Here is a 16,393-nt window from a genome sequence, read left to right as displayed (position 1 = left end):
CTTGCCCGACTCGGAGGACTTCGACGGCTTGCCCGACTCCGACGGCTTGGAGGGCTTGCCCGGTCCCTGCGAGGTGTTGCCGTTCGAGGGTGTCTGTTCCCTGCCCGGCGTGGAGGGCTTCGGTGGCGGCGGGGGCGGTGTCGTCTTCTTGTCGTGCTCGCCGCGGTGGTCGCCCTGGTCTCGGGTGAACCATTCGCCCTTCTTCTGGCCCGCCACGACGAACTTCTTCACCGGGCGGGGCGCCGGCGCGACGACGACCACGTGCGAGGGCCGGTAGCCGGACCACGACTGGCCCACCGGCCTGGGGGCGGCACTCTGCTGCGCGGCCGCCGGTGTCAGCGGGTTCCCGCAGGCGCAGCGCACCCGCGGTACCCCGCGGTCGTCGACCAGGACGGCGGTCCCCGCCTGCAGCACGGCCTGATAGGTGGTGGCGGAACCGTTGCGGTAGCCGTGGTTGGTGACCCGGGTGTCCGCCCGGAGCTGTACGGGGGTGAGGGTGCGCAGATAGCCGGGGACGGCGGAGGGCTGGATGCCCAGCACCGAGGCGAAGGCCGCGTTCTTCGACGGGTCCGCCTTGAGAGCGGTGATCTGCTTCTCCACGTCGCAGCTGGCGACGTTGCGTGTCCCGCCGTAGAGGCCGGGGGCGTCACCGCTCACGCTCTGTACCGCGTTGCCCGTGCCCGTGGAGGGCAGCGAGGGTGTCGCCGTCGGCGCGGTGCCCTCCTTCGCGGTCGACTCCGTGAACGGGTCCGCGCCCGTGCTCCCGGCGGACTGCAGGAAGACCTCGCCCCGCTGCTGGTTCGAGGTGCCGTCGGAGCGGGTGAACACGAGGATCAGGGCCACCGCCGCCACGATCGCGGTGGCGACCACGGCCACCCGGGGCGCGGACTTCCACCACGGGTGGTGCGGGCCCTCGTCGCCGCCCCCGCCCCCGCCGCCGGGTCCGCCGGGCGGTCCGGCCGGCGGTCCCGACCGCCCGCCGCCGGGGCGGGTTTCGGCCTCCGGGGGTGTGGGCCGGTCCGGCTGGGAAGGCTCCGCCAGCGGCCCCGATGGAGGACCTTTGGGACGGCCGGACGACGGTTGGGACGACGACGGTTCGATGCTCACGAGCTCCACTCCCGGCATCGGGGCCTGCGGCACACAGGCCAGCGGCACAGCCTCAGGAAACCCGCAACACAACCTCCTGCCGTCGGCCCCGCGCCCGCCCCCTCGCCCTCCGCCCGTCGGTTCCTCTTCACACCATTGTGTGCGGCCGTCCCGCACACCTCGCAAGCCGACGGCCCCGCACCCCGGCAGGAGCGGGCAGGGCCGGACCGGGGGCGGCGGCGTACGGCCGGACGGGCGTACGGCGTGCCCCGACCGGGTGTAGGGCGTGCGGCTATCCGGGGGTACGGCCGAAGACCGGCCGGGCCCACTGCGGCGGATCCGGCACCGGATCGGGTGCCCGCGCGGCTTCGGCGACCGCGGGGACCACCTGGGTCGGCGCGTGCACGTCCTTGCCGACAGCGGCAGCGGCACCCGCGCCGCTCGCGGCGGCCCGCAGTGCCGCCACGAACTCCAGGCAGGAGTCGTAACGGTCCTCGGGGACCTTCGCCAGGGCCTTGGCCAGCACGCCGTCCAGCGCCGGCGGGATGCCCGGCCGTTGCTCGCTCAGGGGCGGCGGCTGGTCGTACTGGTGCGCCCACAGCAGCGCCATGTCGTCGTCCCGCTGGAAGGGCGGGCCGCCCGCGAGGGTTTCGTAGACGACGCAGGCGAAGCCGTACAGGTCGCACCGGCCGTCCACCGGGCGGCCCGAGATCTGCTCCGGGGCCACGTAGTCGAGCGTGCCGACGAACTCGCCGACGGTCGTGAACCCGGTCAGCGACAGCGACTTCTTCGTCAGCCCGAAATCCGTGAGGTAGACGTACTCGGGATGATCACTGTCCGTGCCCCGGGCCACCAGGATGTTGCCGGGCTTGACGTCCCGGTGCACCAGGTCGTGTTCATGGGCCGCGTCCAGCGCCGACGCCACCTGCCCGGCGATCCGCAGCGCGGTCGCCACCGGCAGCGGGCCGTCCCGGTCGAGCAGGGCCCGCAGGTCCAGCCCCGAGACGTACCGCATGGCGATGTACAGGACACCGTCCGTCTCACCAGCCTCGAAGACCGGCACGATGTGCGGGTGGTCGATGGCGGCGGCCACCAGCGACTCGTGCGTGAAGCGGCGCCGGAAGGTGTCGTTGCGGGCCAGTTCCGGGGCGAGCAGTTTCAGCGCGACCGTACGGTCCAGACGCAGGTCCTTGGCGCAGTACACGACGGCCATGCCCCCGCGGCCGATCTCGCGCTCCACCCGGTAGCCCGCGATCTGCGCCCCGATCAGGCCCGAGGCCCGGCCGGAGTACAGCTCCATGCCCCCCGACGCCGCACCCATCACACACCGCCGCCGGCCCACCGTGCGAGCGCCCCGGGACAGCCCCCCGCGCCGCCGGAACCGACTCCCGGAGCGGGTCCCGGCGCAGCCGTGTGGACGGGCCGCTCACCCATGCCCGAATTCTATCCAGCGCTTTCTCCGGGCGCTTGATCACGCCCGTCCGCGGACGGGCGTCCCGGACGCATCCTTCGGATTCGGATTCGGGGTCGGGGTCGGGGTCAGGGTCAGGGCGGGGGTCAGGGTGGGGGTCAGGGCGTGGGGCACAGGGTCAGGTGGCGGCGGGCGGACGGCCGGGGCCGGGGCCCCGCGGGCGGGACCGGGGCCGGGGCAGAGGCAAGGGCCGGAGTGGGGGCGAGGGCGGGAGGGAGGGTGCGGGCGGGGCGGGGGCGTTGCGCGGCGGTCTCCTCGCGGACGACTTCCCGCAGGGCGTGGCCGAAGCGGGCGATGTCCTGGGGGGTGGTGTCGGGACCGAGGGAGGCGCGCAGGGCGGTGGTGGCGCCGGAGCGGGGCAGGTGGAGCGGGGTTTCCTGCGCGACCGTCTTCCATACGACGACACCTCGGGCCGCCAGCCGGCGGCGGACGAGCGCGGCGGGCAGGTCGCGGTGGCGGAAGGCGAGGATGGCGGACTGGACCCGGCCGGGGGCGATCAGTTCGGTGCCGGGGCACTCCTCGACGGCGGCGCGCAGGGCGGGCAGGAGCCCCTGCCCGGCCAGGCCGGCGGGCCCGTCGGTGGTGGCCGTGGCGGTGGTGGCGGTGTGGTGGGCCAGGGCGGCGTTCAGGCCCGCGACGGCCGCGTTCGGCGGCAGGGGGCGGTGGGCGGCGGCGTCCTCGAACGCGGCACGCAGCCGGGGCGCCAGGAAGGCGAACCCGACGGCGTAGGGGCCGCGCAGGAACCGCCAGCCGTCCCCCGTCAGCAGCTGGCAGCCGATGCGGCCGGCATCCACGGGGAGCTGGCCGACGGAGTAGGAGGCGTCGACGGCGTACACGCACCGGTACGGGGCGAGGATCTGCCCGATCTCCTCGACCGGGTTGACGATTCCGCAGCCGGAGGGGACGTGGACGACCGAGACGAGGGCGACGTCGTCGTCGATGTGCCGGGCCATCCACTCCAGGTCCAGGTCCCCGTCCTCGCGCAGCGGGACGACCTCCACCGTGCAGCGGGTGCGGTCGCGCAGGGCGTAGAGGGCGGTCAGGCGGGCGGCGCTCTCGTAGGGGGTCGTCCAGACGCGCTCGCCGCGGCCGGGGGCGAGGCGGGAGACCAGCGCGTCGAAGGCGCCGGCGGCGTCCGTGACGACGGCGGTGTCGGCGGCCGGGACGCCGAGCAGGGCGCCGAGGCGCTCGTGGACCTCGGTGCGCAGGATGTCCTCGAGGTCCTCCTCGAGTTCGTGCGGGCCGTAGCGGTCCTCGCGGCTCGCGCAGTCGGCGACGAGTGCGCGGACGGGGGCGGGCATGGTGCCCCAGCCCGCCGTGTCCAGGTGGACCGTCCGGCCCTCCTGGTCCGCGGGCTCCATGCCGTCCGTGGCCGTGCCGTACGCGTGGTCCGTGCCGTACGTGTGGTCCCTGTGGTCCGTGGATGACGGCGTCGCGTTCATTTCCGGGGCCTCCCCCCGCTGTCGCCAAATATTGCCAACTCGCTTGGCAATACATTGCCTAGCGTGAGGCCGTGATGGCAACGGGGGCTCCGGCGGCGCTCTAGCGGAGGGGCCGCGAAAGTGCTGTTCAACCCCCTCGGGTCCGGCTCCGTACGGCCCTCGGAGCGGGGTGTTTGACAAACATTGCCAGGCATCCGCGCAGGCGGTACGGCGTCTCTCGCCGGCCTCCAGCCCATCTCCAGCGAATACCGAGCAGATCCCGAGGAGGCGTTGCCAAGCTTCTTGGCAAGAAGTTACCAACGCAGATTCGCTTCATTGCCACGGAGGAGCTGTCATGAAGAACCTCGTCGCCCGCCTCGCCGTCACCGCCGCCGTCGCCTCCGCCGTACTCACCGCCGGCGGCATCAGCACCGCCGCGGACGGCATCGGCTGGCCCAAGGCGGCGAGCACCACGACCGCCTCCTCCTCCATCGGCTGGCCCAGGACGGCCGGCACCGTCTCCGCCGCCTCCGCGGAGGGCAACATCGGCTGGCCCAAGGCCACCACCACCGTCTCTGCCACCGACGACATCGGCTGGCCGAAGGTCACCGTCGTCTCGGCGAACGGCGACATCGGCTGGCCCAAGGCCACCGCCACCACCGTCTCCGCCACCGACGACATCGGCTGGCCCAAGGCCACCACCACCGTCTCTGCCACCGACGACATCGGCTGGCCGAAGGTCACCGTCGTCTCGGCGAACGGCGACATCGGCTGGCCCAAGGCCACCGCCACCACCGTCTCCGCCACGGACGACATCGGGTGGCCGGTCGCGGGCGGCAGCGCGGCCGTCTGAGGATGCCGCCCGCCCTCGTGCGGCCGCCCCGTCCCCGCGCGTGCGGAACGCTTCTCCGCCGCCGCTCCCCGTACGACGTCCACCGGACGACCACCCGCCGAACCCGTGAGGCCCCCGCCGGCAGCAGCACCGTGGCGGGGGCTTCGGTCATGTCCCGGGGCGGGCATGCGGCCTGAGCGGGCGTCCACGGCAACTCGAGCGGGATGCGGCACGGTGCTGCCCGGAGCACCGCTTCGCCTCTCCCGTGTCCCGGAAGGAAGTCGCCCAATGGCCCACGCACCGTGGAACGCGAAATTCGAGGACGTCCTGCGCCAGGGCCTGCCGGGACTCGGCAAGGACAAGGAGCCCGCCGCCGACGTCCCGATGGAGGCCTACGGGCTGGACTCCATGGCGCTCATCGGCATCGTCAGCGCGCTGGAGTCCGCGTTCCGCATCAGCCTCGCCGGCCAGATCGTCGTCCCGGTGCACGCCCTGACCGCCGGCCAGCTCTGGGGCATCCTCTCCGCCGCGCTGGCCCCGGCATGGGACGAGAGCCGGCCCGCCGCGGCCGCCCGCCGCACACGCGACCTGGGCCCCTGGGCCGTGGCCTGAGCGCCGACGGCATACCGGCCCGCACGTGGCGGGAAACGGCGCCTTGCCCGGCCGGTGTCAGTGATCACCGACGAACGTGACCGTCTCGTCGAGCGGCGCGCGGCCCGTACGGGCGTAACCCGCCGTGACGTCCTCGAACCCGATCGACATGCCGCAGAAGAGGATGAGCTCGTCCGGGGGTGACAGGACCTCCGCGACGGTCTTGCGGTACTTCGCCCATGCCATCTGCGGGCAGCTGTGCAGCCCTTCGGCGCGCAGCAGCAGCATGACGGTCTGCAGATACATGCCGGCGTCGGACCATTGGGCCGGGCCCAGGTCGCGGTCGATGTAGCAGAACAGGGCGGCGGGGGCGCCGAAGCAGTCCCAGTTCGCGGAAGCGGCCCTCTGGCGTGCCTCCAGGTCCTCGCGCGGAATGCCGAGTGCGCCGTAGCGCTGCTCGCCGAAGGCGGATCGGCGTTCGCGGTACGGGGACTTCAGTGCGGGCGGGTACTGCTCGTACTCCGGCTCGTCCCAGGGGTCGCCCGCGGCCAGGCGCTCGCCGGCGCGCTTCTTGAGTTCGGCCAGCGGTCCGCCGGTCAGCACGTAGGTGTGCCACGGCTGGAGGTTCGATCCGGACGGTGCCCAGGCCGCGCCGGACAGCACCCGCTCCAGCACCTCCCTCGGGACGGGCCGGTCGGTGAATCCGCGCACCGCCCGCCGGCTCGTGACCGCCTCGTAGACGTCCACGATCGCCCACCTCCCTCCGCTCGACGCGGCACTTTCGTTTCACTCAATATGGTATCACTCAATACCATCTCGCGTTTAACTATCATCGCGTACAAATCCCCCTGGTTCCCCGCCGCGGACACCGCTCCTGGAGAAAGCCCCTGGCCACGCTGCTGCACATCGACTCGTCCGTGTTCCCCGGCGAGGCGTCCTCGTCCCGTTCGGTCGCGGACGCCTTCCGCAGGGGGCCTGGGAGGAGCAGCACCCGGAGGGCACCGGGCACCGTCATCTACCGCGACCTCGCCGCCGCCCCTGTCCCGCACATCACCGCCGACGCCTGGTCCGCCGGATACGCCGCCCCGTGCGAGCACACCCCGGAGCAGTCCGCCGCGTTCGCCGCGCGCGTGAAGCTCATCGAGGAGCTGGAGCGGGCGGACGCCGTCAAGGACACCCTCGGCCTGGGCCTCGACTTCATCGTCCCCGAACTCGCCATGGCCCCCCGCAGACCGGCCATGTCCGAGCTGGTCCCCCTCTACGAGGCCTCCCGCAAGCGCGCCTTCGAGGACACGACCGCCAAGGCCAGACAACTCGCCGAGCACCTCGCCGCGTAACCCCCGGTCCATGGACGCCGCGTGACGCCTCACCCCGGGACGTCACGTGGCGTTCTCGTCGCCTGCGCCCTGTCCGGCGGTGACGGCGGCGATGCGTGCAGGAGTGAAGAGCACACCGCCGGCCAGGTATGCGGCGCAAGAGCCGTGCGGATGCGGGCGTGCTTACGCCTCGTCGCCTGCGGGGTGGGCAAACCGGGTCAGCAGATCCGTCAGCTGCTCGGGCTCGCCGGGCGCCAGGTCGGCAACCAGACGCTCAGCCAGCGGGGCCGCCGCCACATGGGCCGCGTCGAAAAGCTCGAGGCCCTCAGGCGTGATCTCCACCGCCCGCACCCGCCGGTCCCCCGGAACGTTCCTGCGTACGGCCAGCCCTCTGCGCTCCAGGTCGTCCACGACCCGCATGATTCCCGCCTTGTCCGACCCCGTCGCCGCCGCCAAGTCCCGCTGCACCGTGGGCCCGCGGTCGACCAGCACGATCAGCACGGCAAAATGCCGCAGCTCGATGCCGAGCGGCCGAAGCGCCTCCTCCATCACCGCGGCCGCGTGCCAGTGCGCCCGGCGCAGCAGCAGGCCGAGAGCGAAAGGCGAGGCATCCCCGGGGCGGTCGGTCACACGTGAGGGGGTGGTTCGGTGAGGAACGTCGGCGTTCATGGGGCCACATTACAGCCATGGATTCGTTCGATACGGTCTCATTTGAAACTAAATGCGGTTCCGTCTGCCGCGGCCCTGTCGCCTCACGCCGGTACGGCGGGGCAGGGGCTCGAGTGGTGCTCCAGTGGTTCGAGACGGCCCCTCAGGATCCCGTTGCCAGGATCTTGGCAAGGTTTTGCCAAGCCTTCCTTCTGTAGCCGCTGTCGAAGGAGCGAGCCGCGATGTCACTCTCCGGTCAGAAGCCGCCCGACCGCCTGGTCCCCTCCGCACGGACGGCGCTCACGGCGCTGCCGGCGCTGCCGCGGGGCGCGGGCGGCAGCGGCGACGGCGGCGCCGAGCACGCCGCGCCGCCCGCGTCCGGCGCCGAACCGCCCGGCACTCCCCTGCAGGAGATCGTCCGCGACCTGTTCGCCGAGGCGATCGGCGTGCCGCGGCGCACCGTCCACGCCGACTCCGACTTCTTCCGCCTCGGCGGGCATCCCGCGGCCGCGGCCCGGCTGCTGGCCCGGACCCGCCGGGTGCTGGGCGCCGGCCTGGACGACCGCGCCCTGCACGAGGCGCCCACCCCGGCCCGTTTCGCCGCGGCGGCCGGCGAGCGGCCGGCCGCCGCCACCGGGCCCGCCGGGGCGCTCGACGGGACACTCGACGGTGAGGGCAGCGCGGTCCTGCCGCTGCGGCTGCGCGGGGCGCTGAACGCAGGGGCGCTGCAGGAGGCGCTGGGAGATGTGGGGCGCCGTCACGGGGCGTTGCGCAACAGCCGGCTGGGCTCGGCCGGCACCCGGCTGCGCGCCCTGGCCGCCGGGGACCACCTGCTGGAGCTCACCCTCCCGGCCGACCTGGTCGACCTGTGGTCGCACACTCCGCTGGCCGCCGAACTCGCCCTGGCCTACCGGGCACGGGCCGCGGGCCGGGCGCCGCGCTGGGAGGGTCCGGTGCCCGAGGCGGCGCCCCGGGCGAGGGCCGGCGACCTGGCGCCCACCGTGCCGCCGGGCAGCCGGCCCGCCCCGGCCGACGCCCGCGTCGGCCGCCTCGCCCTCGACTGGGACGCCGGCCTGCACCAGCGGCTGGCCCACCTGGCCGCCGCGCAGGGCGCCACCCTGTTCATGGTGGTGCACGCCGCGCTCGCGGCCCTGCTCACCCGGCTCGGCGCGGGCCCCGCCATCACCGTGGCCGCGCCGGTGCCGGCCCGTGACAGCGCCGCCCTGCGCCGGGCCGTGGGCCCCTACGGGCGGGTGCTGGCCCTGTCCGTGGACACCTCCGGCGACCCGGCCTTCACCGCGCTGCTGCGCCGGGTACGCGCCGCGGACCTCGCCGCCTACCGCGCCGGCACCGCGGCGCTGGCCCGGCCCGGCGGCATCGCGCTGAGCGTCCTGGCGGACAGCGGCGAGGCGTACGAGGCGGCCGGGCTCACCGTGCGGGCGGCCCCGCCCCTGCTCCCCCTGCGGGCCGCGGCCCTCGGCCTGATCCTGACCGAACGGCACACGCCGGCCGGCGCGCCCGCGGGCATCGCCGTCACCGCCGCCTACCAGTACGACGCCGTCGGCGAGACGGCCGCCGCCCACCTGACCGGGCAGCTGACCGCCCTGCTCGATGCCGCCCTTGACACCCCCGCCGCCGCGCTGAGCCGGCTGGGCGGCGGGGCGAGGCCGCCGCTCGCCCCGGCCGGGACCGGGGAACACACCGCCCCCTCCCCCTCCCCCGCCCGCCGGCCCGCACCCGCACCCGCGGCGGTGCCGGTGCCGGTGGCCGGGTGAGCCCGGGCGGCTCTCCGGCCTGCGGTTCCGGGGCGGGCCGAGCCCGGTCCTCCGGGTGCTCGAGAAGCCTTGCCGGGCATCCCACGCGCTGGGGCAGCGCCAGTGCCACCGGCCTCCTAGGGTGCGGTGGCTGCGGTGCGGTAGAACTCGGCCGCGGTGACGGTGGCGGGAACGCCGAGTTCGGTGGCGACCGCGGTGATCGCGCCGGCGCCGACGGCGGGGTCGGCCTGGCCGCCGGTGGTGAAATACGGCGCGACGAACGTCTCGTAGTGGGCCCGGACTTCGTCCGCGGTGTGCCGGCCGAGGAACGTCTGCATGTGCCGCACCGTGGTGTCGGGCTCGTCGTGGATCACCCGCAGGGCGCGCCGGTGGGCCCGTACGACGGCCTGGACCGCGGGGTCGTCCGGGTGGATGCAGGTGGGGTCGACGGCCACGCCCACGGTGGGGATCCGGAAGTGGTCGCCGACCCAGGCCAACACTTGCCAGCCGTGCTCGGCGGCAATCGCCTCCGGCGCCATGGTGCTGCCCACCAGGGCGGCGTCGATGCTGCCGTCGTGCAGCCGGCGCAGGTCCATGCCGTAGTCGCCGGGCGGGCGGACGACGGTGAGGATGTCGCGGTCCGGGTCGAGGCCGGCCCGGCGCAGCACGATCCGGGTGAAGCACCCGGGTGCGGTACGGGGGGCGTGTACCGCCAGCCGCCGGCCGGCCAGGTCGGCCAGCGAGGCCAGGCCGGGACGGGCGAGGAACCAGAACAGCGGGCGGACGGTGTTGACCTGGAGCGCGACCCAGGGGATGCCGTCGGTCAGCCGGGACAGCAGTGCCCGGCCGAGCCCGATGGTGGCGCCGCGGCGCAGCCGCTCCTCGTCCCAGGAGCAGCCGTCGCGCAGCGCGACGTGGACGCCCTCGTCGGCGTAGTAGCCCTGCTGGTCGGCGATGTGGGCGACCAGTTCCTCGTGCAGGCCCCGCCCGACGTAGGCGAGATCGACCGTGTACATGAACGTGTCCCTTGATCGTGTCCAGGGCAGCAGGGCATCAGTACATGGAAGCGGGGCGTCAGTACATGGACATGCCGCCGTTGACCGCGGCCGTGGTGCCGGTCATGAAGGCGTTGTCCTCGCCGGCGTAGAAGGCGACGGCCTGGGCGACGTCGTCCGGGTGTGCCAGACGGCCCAGCGGGGTGGCGGCCACCTGGCGCTGCTTGTGCTCGTTGTCGAACACATCCGTCATGTGGGCCATGCGGGTGTCCTCCACCGGGCCGGGCGCGACGATGTTGACCGTGATGCCCTGCGGGCCCAGTTCCTGGGCGAGGTAGCGGGCGAACTGCTCCAGTGCGGCCTTGGCGGTGCCCAGCGCGATCATGTGCTCCCGGGGCCGGCGGCTGAGGCCGGTGCCGATGTAGATGATGCGTCCCCAGCCCTGTTCGGTCATGGCGGGCAGGACGGCTTTGGTGACCGCGAACGCCGCACGCATCTCGGCGTCGAGTTTGCCGCCCAGTTCTTCCCACGTCATGTCCTGGAACGACTTGACCGCATACGGGATGAGCGCGTTGTGCACGAGCACGTCGATGCCGCCCCATGCCGCCTGGACGTGCCCGACCATGTTCTCGACCGCCGCCGCCTCGCGCACGTCGGCCTGCACGGCCATGGCCTGGCCGCCCGCGGCCTCGATGCCGGCCACGATCTCCCCGGCCGCCGTGCCGCTGCGGAGGTAGTTGACCACCACGCGCATCCCCCGGGCGGCCAGAAGGCGCGCGGTGGCCGCACCGATTCCGCTGCTGGCCCCTGTCACCAAGGCCACCCTGCCGCCTGTCCCGGTCACGGGCCCACCTCCTGTTCCTCGTCGCGGGCCGTCGGAATGACCGCCTCGAGTTGTTCATCGCCGATGCCGGGGTGTCCGGAGTGTGCCGGGCGGATCGCCCCGTAGAGCACGGTGTCGACGCTCGCCCGCAGCAGATCGGCCGCGGTCCGGTCGAGTTCGCGCGGCAGCCGCGAGGTGAGCAGCCGCTCCAGCGCGCCGCGGGTGATCTCACTCAGCAGCTCGGGCGGCGCCGACAGCAGTCCCTGCCGGTGGCCGTCCCGGAACAGTTCGTCGAGCCGCCGGTAGACCACCGCGTCCACGCGCTGCTCCACGTACTGGCGCAGCACCGCATCGCCCCGCCCCACCGCGAGCCGGGCCGCGCCGATCCGCCCGAGCTCACTGCCCGCCGCGAGCAGAAACCGCTGGACCCGCACACCGAACGGCTGCCCCTGCGCGTCCTGGGCGGCCGCCGCCAGCGTGCGCTCCACCGCCGCGAACTGCCGGTCCAGCACCGCGGCCAGCAGGCTGCGCTTGTCCGGGAAATGACGGTAGATCGTCTTCTTGCTCATCCCGAGCTCACGGGCGAGATCGTCCATGCTCACCCGCACGGAACCCGGCGCGAAGAACAGCCGGCCGGCCGCCTCCACGATCACGTCAGCACGCTGCCCGCCGTACTCGGAAACCTGGGAAACTGATTCGGTTTCCATAGTTTCCAGGGTGGCTCTCCGCCTTTGCGCTGTCAAAGCGCGCCTTTCGGACACGCAGAAAGCCGGCTCGCAGGGCGGCGCACACCTCGACGGCCACTCGTCCCGGCCCGGACGACGACCGGCATCACCGGCCGCCGTTCCGGCACGTCACCAGGCGAAGTGTTCCTGCTGTGCGACGACCCCGGCGTCAAGCCGCTGTCCGCGAACGCGGATGCGGTCGGCATCGACGCCGGGCTGGACCGTCTTCTGACCCTCTCGACCGGGGAGAAGATCACCAATCCCCGGCACGAGCGCCGTGACCGTGCCGCTCTGGCCAGGGAGCAGCGTCGTCTTGCGAAGAAGGAGAAGGGCTCGGCGAACCGGGCCAAAGCCCGACTGAAGGCCGCGAAGGTCCACGCGCGGATCGCTGACCGGCGCCGCGACACGCTGCACAAGATCACCACTCGGCTCGTCCGTGAAAACCAAACGATCGTGATCGAGGACCTGATCGTGCGCAACATGGTCAAGAACCGGAAACTGGCCCGCGCCATCAGTGACGCGGCGTGGAGCGAGTTCCGGAGCATGCTGGAGTACAAGGCCGTCTGGTACGGGCGCGAGGTGATCGCCGTGGACCGGTGGTTCCCCTCCTCCAGGCTGTGCTCCGCCTGCGGCACCCTGCAGGACAGGATGCCGCTGAACGTCCGCACCTGGACGTGCGACTGCGCAACGACCCACGACCGCGACGTGAACGCGGCGCACAACCTTCTGGCCGCCGGGCCGGCGGTGACAGTCTGCGGAGCCGGCGTAAGACCTCAACGGAGTACTCCGGACAGGCAGTCGGCGACGAAGCAGAAACCCTCACGGCGCGAGCCGTAAGAATCCCCCTCCTTCAGGAAGGGGAGAAGTCAAACGGCCTCTTCCGGGTCCTTGGGGGACGGCGGGGTGACGGGTCCGGGTGTGACCTGTGCGCTCGCCGCGCCCGCAGCGGCCAGGAAGAGTCCGGTGACCGCGGCGACGGCCGCGACCGTACGGGAGTGCCTCATGGGGGGGGTGCCTTTCGTCTGCGTGGGCTTTGCCGTGGACGAACCTCGACGCCCCAGCCTGGCCCGGGGCGTCGCAGGGGTCCTCGAGTCCTGCTCGAGAAGGGCTCGAACGATCTCCCGAATCGGGCGAAGCGTTCGTTCCGGAGTGCTTCAATGGCCCCCGGCAGAGCCTGAATTGACCAGCACTGACCGGCAGGGAGCGAGCACGGGGATGCGGAAGTCGTACTACGCGGCACACGTCTACATGATCCTGGGAGTGGTCTCCGGGCTGTATTACCGGGAGTTCACCAAAGCCAACGATTTCACCGGCGACACCCAGCTGGCACTCATGCACACCCATCTCCTCGCGCTGGGCATGATGGGTTTCCTCATCGTCCTCGCCCTGGACAAGCAGTTCACCCTGTCCGGGACGAAACTGTTCACGTACTTCTTCTGGTTCTACAACGTGGGCATCGCGATCACCGTCGCCATGATGTTCGTCCACGGCACCGAGACCGTGCTCGGCGACCATGTCCCCGAGGCGGTGCCGCTGACCGCGGGCCTCGGGCACATCCTGCTCACGGTGGGGCTCATCCTGCTGTTCGTGCTGCTCGGCAAGCGGCTGAACGAGTCCGCCGGGGCGGGCCCCGCCGAGCCGGAGCAGGAGAAGGAGACGGCCAAGAGCCCCGTCTGAGAGCCCCGTCTGAGAGCCCCGTCGACAGTCCGGTCCGGGAGTCCGGACCGGCTGCGGCCCCGGCGCATCCGGCTCGTCCCGGCGGACGGAGGGGCCGCTGTCCCAGGCTGGGCGGGCCGGGCGGCTGTTCGGGGCTGGACGGAGCGGTCCCGCCGGGTTGGTCCCGCCGGGTCAGACGGGCTGGGCCGCCGGGCCCAGCAGCGTGTCGGTCAGGGCGGCCAGCCGCTGGCGCGCCGGATCCGGGCTCAGGCGGCCCGCCCGGGTGAGGGCGGCCAGGCCGTGCCAGGCGCTCCACAGGACCTCCGCGAGCAGCCCGCCGTCGCGGCCGGCCGCGAGGGGCTCGACGGCCTGTCTGATCTCGGCGAGGACGTCCGCGAGCGGCGCCGGCGTGCCGGCCGCCCCGGTGGTGTCCTCGCCGGTGTCCTCGCCCGGGTCGAGGGTGAGCATGGCCTCGTAGAGGACCGGTCCGTGCTCGGCGAAGTCGGCGTAGGCGCGGGCGACCGCGCCCAGTGCCTCCTGCGGGTCACCGGCTTCCTCGCGGGCGGTGCGCAGCGCGGCGGCGAGTTCGGCGAAGCCTTCCAGGGCGACCGCGTGGACGATGGCGTCCTTGTTCTTGAAGTGCTGGTAGAGCACCGGCTGGCTGTATTCGATACGGTCCGCCAGGCGCCGTGTGGTGACGTAGTCCCAGCCTTCGGACTCGGCCATCTCACGGGCTGTGGTGAGGATCAGCCGGTGGCGCTGGGCCTGCTCTCGAAGGCGTCGCTCTCGGGGCGTCATGGACCGAACTTTAGCACTTTCGGCGAAAATCCAGCTGTCAGTGATAGAGTCCCTGTCTTTGAAATCGGCTGCCGTCGTACGGGAACGGCGGCTCTGTGCGGGGCGGGTTCGAGCGGTCTTCGAGGCACGGGCGCCAGCATCGGGGCACGACTGCCCACAGAGAGGGCCACCCCATGCTGACCCCGACTCCCCTGGAGGAGCTGCTCGACCTGGCCGCGGACGTCATCGGCTGCGACCGGCGCACCCTGCCGGCCGGGGCCGCGGGTTCCCCCTTCATCACGCTGGGCGGCGGCCTCGCGCAGGCCGTGCGGCTGCAGGCGCGCGCCGGCCGGCAGCTGGGCCTGGCCGTGGACCTGGCGCAGCTGCTGGGCCCCGCCCCGCTGGCGGACGTACTGGCCCGGGCCGTGCCCGTCCCGGCCGCGGTGCCCGGACCGCCCGCGGGCGCGGGCGCGGTGCGGGCGTTGCTGCCCGGGCAGCGGGCGGCGCTGGCCGCCGAGCGGGCGGCGGGTGCCGGTGCGGTGTGCCGGGTGCTCAGTGCCGAGCTGGCCGGGCCGCTCGACGCGGGCGCGCTGCGCCGTGTGCTCGCCGCTCTCGGTGCGCGGCACGAGGGCCTGCGGACCGTGTTCGCGGATGCGCCGCACGGCCCGGTGCGGCGGGTTCTCGCCGCCTGCGCCCCGCCGCTGGTCACTCTGGAGGCGGCGGGAGCGGGCGCGGGCGGGGACCCGGTGGCGGCGGTGCACGGGTATCTGGCCGCGCGGGCGGGGCAGTTGGTCGGCCGGCCGGGCCGGCCGCCGCTCGTCTTCGCCCTGGGCCGTCTGGCCGGGGGTGCGCATCTGCTGTCGTTCGTGTACCACGACGCGGTGGCCGACAGCTGGTCGGCGGCGCTGCTGTGGCAGGAACTGCTCGCCGACTACGACCGTGCCGTGCACCGGCGCCCGCTGGTGCGGGGGTTGCGTCCCGGGCCGGATACGGCGGGGCGCGCCGCGGTGGCCGGGCGGGCGGGCGGGCTGCGGGCGGCGGGCGAGCGGGCCGAGCGGCTGCGCGGTTTTCCCGCCGTCGTGGACCTGGCGGAGGGTGCGCCGCGGCCCGCCGTGTTCGATGTCCGCGGCGAGCGGCTGCACGTCGGCCTCGACGTGCGGCTGCGGGACGCGGCCGATGCGACGGCCCGGCGGGCCGGTGTGCCGCACGGCACGGTGCTGCTGGCGGCGTGGGCGCTGGCCGTGGGCCGGCGCGCGGGCCTGGAGCGGCTGCTGGTGGGCTGCGAGGTGCCGCGCCGTGCCACGGCGGCGCTGCTGGGCACCCTCGCGCCGTGCTCGGCGACGGTGCCGGTGGGCTGTGAACTGGAGGGCGGCGTCGACTACTTCCTGCGCGGGGTCGCCTGCGCGTTCAGCGAGGCCCTCGGCTGCGCGGACCTCGACACCGCCGAGCTGGCGCGCGAGCTCGGGGTGCGTCCGGACCGTTCCCGGCCCGTCCTGACACCGGTGACGTTCGCGGCCCGCGACGAGCTGCTGCCCGCGCGCGTGCGGGCGGGCGACTTGAGCGCGCGTTTCCACCACGGGCACGCGGGCGCCGTCACGGCGGACGCCGCGCTGACCGTGCTGCGCTGGCGCGAAGACCCGCTGCTGCGCCTGGAGTTCGCCCCCGCGGTGCTCTCCCGCACGCGGGCCGTGCGGCTGGCCCGCGAGCTGCGCGGCGCGCTGGCCGCGCTGACGGCGGCGCCCCCGCACACCCCGGTCGACGACCTGCTGCCCGCCCCGGCCGGCGCGCGCGACCTTGCCCTGCCGCTCCCCTAGGGGGTGTCCGTACGGCGACGGGGGCGTCCGGTGCGCGCGTGCCGGGGGAATGCACGCGCGCACCGGAGCCGGTGCCCGGGCGGCCGGCGGGCCGGCGCCCGGGGGGCGGGGTGCGTATCCCTCCGGGGGTTGGGCGGGATACGCACCCGAGGCGGACTCGGCCGGGCGGACCAGGGCCTCGGGGAGGGGATGGCTCCCGGGAGCGGAAGCCGTCCCCTCCCGGTGTGCGGGAGTCGGTCCTGCGGCGGATCGGGAGTCACTCCTTCTACGGACGGGACATCCCCCCCGGGGGGGTGGCGGTGAGCGCCCCGGAGGCGGGGCCGGGAGCCCCGGGCACCTTGCCCCCCACCCCCGGGAGCCTGGTCCGCAGGCCCCGGCCGGGGGCCGAGTCCCGCCCTGGGGACGGGAACCAGGCACCCGCAGGCCGGGGCCAGGCACGCCGGACCGGGGATCCGGCACCCAGGACCGCGGGCGGACACCCGCA

Annotated in this window: 16 protein-coding genes and 1 pseudogene; 7 read left to right on the top strand and 10 right to left on the bottom strand. The window is 74.0% G+C overall.

Annotated elements, in window-relative coordinates; all coding sequences use genetic code 11:
• The 3 genes from KVT44_RS45040 to KVT44_RS60285 all read right to left on the bottom strand — a co-directional run.
• On the bottom strand, nucleotides 1-1,107 hold a 1,107-nt coding region (locus tag KVT44_RS45040), incomplete at its 3' end, for a DUF6777 domain-containing protein (RefSeq protein ID WP_217573864.1).
• A gap of 271 nt (nucleotides 1,108-1,378) precedes the next feature.
• Nucleotides 1,379-2,386 (bottom strand): serine/threonine-protein kinase, encoded by a 1,008-nt coding sequence (locus KVT44_RS45035; protein ID WP_217573862.1) that lies wholly within the window; start codon nucleotides 2,384-2,386, stop codon nucleotides 1,379-1,381.
• Between the two features lie 269 nt (nucleotides 2,387-2,655).
• On the bottom strand, nucleotides 2,656-3,999 hold the full coding sequence (locus KVT44_RS60285; protein WP_302832186.1) for an aminotransferase class V-fold PLP-dependent enzyme: 1,344 nt from the start codon (nucleotides 3,997-3,999) through the stop codon (nucleotides 2,656-2,658).
• Between the two features lie 334 nt (nucleotides 4,000-4,333).
• Here KVT44_RS60285 and KVT44_RS45025 point away from each other — a divergent pair, with 334 nt between their 5' ends.
• Both KVT44_RS45025 and KVT44_RS45020 read left to right on the top strand, forming a co-directional pair.
• Nucleotides 4,334-4,831: a hypothetical protein gene (locus KVT44_RS45025; protein ID WP_217573860.1), complete on the top strand. Its 498-nt coding sequence runs from the start codon at nucleotides 4,334-4,336 to the stop codon at nucleotides 4,829-4,831.
• A 267-nt stretch (nucleotides 4,832-5,098) separates the two neighbouring features.
• Nucleotides 5,099-5,422, top strand: coding sequence for an acyl carrier protein (locus KVT44_RS45020; RefSeq protein WP_254650762.1), 324 nt, complete (start codon nucleotides 5,099-5,101; stop codon nucleotides 5,420-5,422).
• Nucleotides 5,423-5,479: 57 nt separating this feature from the next.
• On the opposite strand, the gene KVT44_RS45015 is transcribed toward KVT44_RS45020, so the two are convergent.
• Entirely contained in the window at nucleotides 5,480-6,148 is a 669-nt protein-coding gene (locus KVT44_RS45015) for a nitroreductase (protein ID WP_217573858.1), read from the bottom strand.
• A gap of 140 nt (nucleotides 6,149-6,288) precedes the next feature.
• Here KVT44_RS45015 and KVT44_RS45010 point away from each other — a divergent pair, with 140 nt between their 5' ends.
• Nucleotides 6,289-6,738: an NAD(P)H-dependent oxidoreductase gene (locus KVT44_RS45010; protein WP_217573911.1), complete on the top strand. Its 450-nt coding sequence runs from the start codon at nucleotides 6,289-6,291 to the stop codon at nucleotides 6,736-6,738.
• A gap of 162 nt (nucleotides 6,739-6,900) precedes the next feature.
• Here KVT44_RS45010 and KVT44_RS45005 read toward each other — a convergent pair whose 3' ends face one another.
• Nucleotides 6,901-7,347 (bottom strand): MarR family transcriptional regulator, encoded by a 447-nt coding sequence (locus KVT44_RS45005; protein WP_308314287.1) that lies wholly within the window; start codon nucleotides 7,345-7,347, stop codon nucleotides 6,901-6,903.
• A gap of 260 nt (nucleotides 7,348-7,607) precedes the next feature.
• Here KVT44_RS45005 and KVT44_RS45000 point away from each other — a divergent pair, with 260 nt between their 5' ends.
• On the top strand, nucleotides 7,608-9,140 hold the full coding sequence (locus tag KVT44_RS45000) for a condensation domain-containing protein (protein WP_217573856.1): 1,533 nt from the start codon (nucleotides 7,608-7,610) through the stop codon (nucleotides 9,138-9,140).
• A gap of 116 nt (nucleotides 9,141-9,256) precedes the next feature.
• Here the strand turns inward: KVT44_RS45000 and KVT44_RS44995 are convergent, their stop codons facing one another.
• The 3 genes from KVT44_RS44995 to KVT44_RS44985 are packed head-to-tail and all read right to left on the bottom strand — an operon-like array spanning nucleotide 9,257 to nucleotide 11,644.
• Nucleotides 9,257-10,135, bottom strand: a complete 879-nt coding sequence (locus KVT44_RS44995) for an ABC transporter substrate-binding protein (protein ID WP_217573854.1) — start codon at nucleotides 10,133-10,135, stop codon at nucleotides 9,257-9,259.
• Nucleotides 10,136-10,193: 58 nt separating this feature from the next.
• Nucleotides 10,194-10,928, bottom strand: a complete 735-nt coding sequence (locus KVT44_RS44990; RefSeq protein ID WP_308314286.1) for an SDR family oxidoreductase — start codon at nucleotides 10,926-10,928, stop codon at nucleotides 10,194-10,196.
• Nucleotides 10,929-10,954: 26 nt separating this feature from the next.
• Nucleotides 10,955-11,644: a TetR/AcrR family transcriptional regulator gene (locus KVT44_RS44985; protein WP_217573850.1), complete on the bottom strand. Its 690-nt coding sequence runs from the start codon at nucleotides 11,642-11,644 to the stop codon at nucleotides 10,955-10,957.
• Nucleotides 11,645-11,803: 159 nt separating this feature from the next.
• On the opposite strand from KVT44_RS44985, the pseudogene KVT44_RS44980 reads away from it, so the two are divergent.
• Nucleotides 11,804-12,499 (top strand): annotated as a pseudogene (locus tag KVT44_RS44980) (RNA-guided endonuclease TnpB family protein); the annotation flags it as partial.
• 29 nt (nucleotides 12,500-12,528) lie between these two features.
• Here the strand turns inward: KVT44_RS44980 and KVT44_RS44975 are convergent.
• Nucleotides 12,529-12,666 (bottom strand): hypothetical protein, encoded by a 138-nt coding sequence (locus KVT44_RS44975; RefSeq protein ID WP_159055364.1) that lies wholly within the window; start codon nucleotides 12,664-12,666, stop codon nucleotides 12,529-12,531.
• 211 nt (nucleotides 12,667-12,877) lie between these two features.
• Between KVT44_RS44975 and KVT44_RS44970 the strand changes: the two genes are divergently transcribed.
• Entirely contained in the window at nucleotides 12,878-13,339 is a 462-nt protein-coding gene (locus tag KVT44_RS44970; protein WP_217573848.1) for a DUF2871 domain-containing protein, read from the top strand.
• A gap of 171 nt (nucleotides 13,340-13,510) precedes the next feature.
• Here KVT44_RS44970 and KVT44_RS44965 read toward each other — a convergent pair whose 3' ends face one another.
• Nucleotides 13,511-14,116 (bottom strand): TetR/AcrR family transcriptional regulator, encoded by a 606-nt coding sequence (locus tag KVT44_RS44965; RefSeq protein ID WP_217573846.1) that lies wholly within the window; start codon nucleotides 14,114-14,116, stop codon nucleotides 13,511-13,513.
• 173 nt (nucleotides 14,117-14,289) lie between these two features.
• Here KVT44_RS44965 and KVT44_RS44960 point away from each other — a divergent pair, with 173 nt between their 5' ends.
• Entirely contained in the window at nucleotides 14,290-15,909 is a 1,620-nt protein-coding gene (locus tag KVT44_RS44960; RefSeq protein WP_217573844.1) for a condensation domain-containing protein, read from the top strand.
• The last annotated feature ends 484 nt before the right edge of the window (nucleotides 15,910-16,393 follow it).

The organism is Streptomyces sp. GbtcB7, from assembly GCF_019091445.1.
GTDB lineage: Bacteria > Actinomycetota > Actinomycetes > Streptomycetales > Streptomycetaceae > Streptomyces > Streptomyces mirabilis.
The sequence above is the reverse complement of the archived record's forward strand: the minus strand, read 5'-3'. Positions and strand labels throughout refer to the sequence as shown.

What these genes read in the sequence shown, in the direction of transcription:
- KVT44_RS45035 (WP_217573862.1), bottom strand. Translation starts at nt 2,386, where the DNA reads ATGGAGCTGTACTCCGGCCGGGCCTCGGGCCTGATCGGGGCGCAGATC.
- KVT44_RS60285 (WP_302832186.1), bottom strand. Translation starts at nt 3,999, where the DNA reads ATGAACGCGACGCCGTCATCCACGGACCACAGGGACCACACGTACGGC.
- KVT44_RS45025 (WP_217573860.1), top strand. Translation starts at nt 4,334, where the DNA reads ATGAAGAACCTCGTCGCCCGCCTCGCCGTCACCGCCGCCGTCGCCTCC.
- KVT44_RS45020 (WP_254650762.1), top strand. Translation starts at nt 5,099, where the DNA reads ATGGCCCACGCACCGTGGAACGCGAAATTCGAGGACGTCCTGCGCCAG.
- KVT44_RS45000 (WP_217573856.1), top strand. Translation starts at nt 7,608, where the DNA reads ATGTCACTCTCCGGTCAGAAGCCGCCCGACCGCCTGGTCCCCTCCGCA.
- KVT44_RS44995 (WP_217573854.1), bottom strand. Translation starts at nt 10,135, where the DNA reads ATGTACACGGTCGATCTCGCCTACGTCGGGCGGGGCCTGCACGAGGAA.
- KVT44_RS44985 (WP_217573850.1), bottom strand. Translation starts at nt 11,644, where the DNA reads ATGGAAACCGAATCAGTTTCCCAGGTTTCCGAGTACGGCGGGCAGCGT.
- KVT44_RS44975 (WP_159055364.1), bottom strand. Translation starts at nt 12,666, where the DNA reads ATGAGGCACTCCCGTACGGTCGCGGCCGTCGCCGCGGTCACCGGACTC.
- KVT44_RS44970 (WP_217573848.1), top strand. Translation starts at nt 12,878, where the DNA reads ATGCGGAAGTCGTACTACGCGGCACACGTCTACATGATCCTGGGAGTG.
- KVT44_RS44965 (WP_217573846.1), bottom strand. Translation starts at nt 14,116, where the DNA reads ATGACGCCCCGAGAGCGACGCCTTCGAGAGCAGGCCCAGCGCCACCGG.
- KVT44_RS44960 (WP_217573844.1), top strand. Translation starts at nt 14,290, where the DNA reads ATGCTGACCCCGACTCCCCTGGAGGAGCTGCTCGACCTGGCCGCGGAC.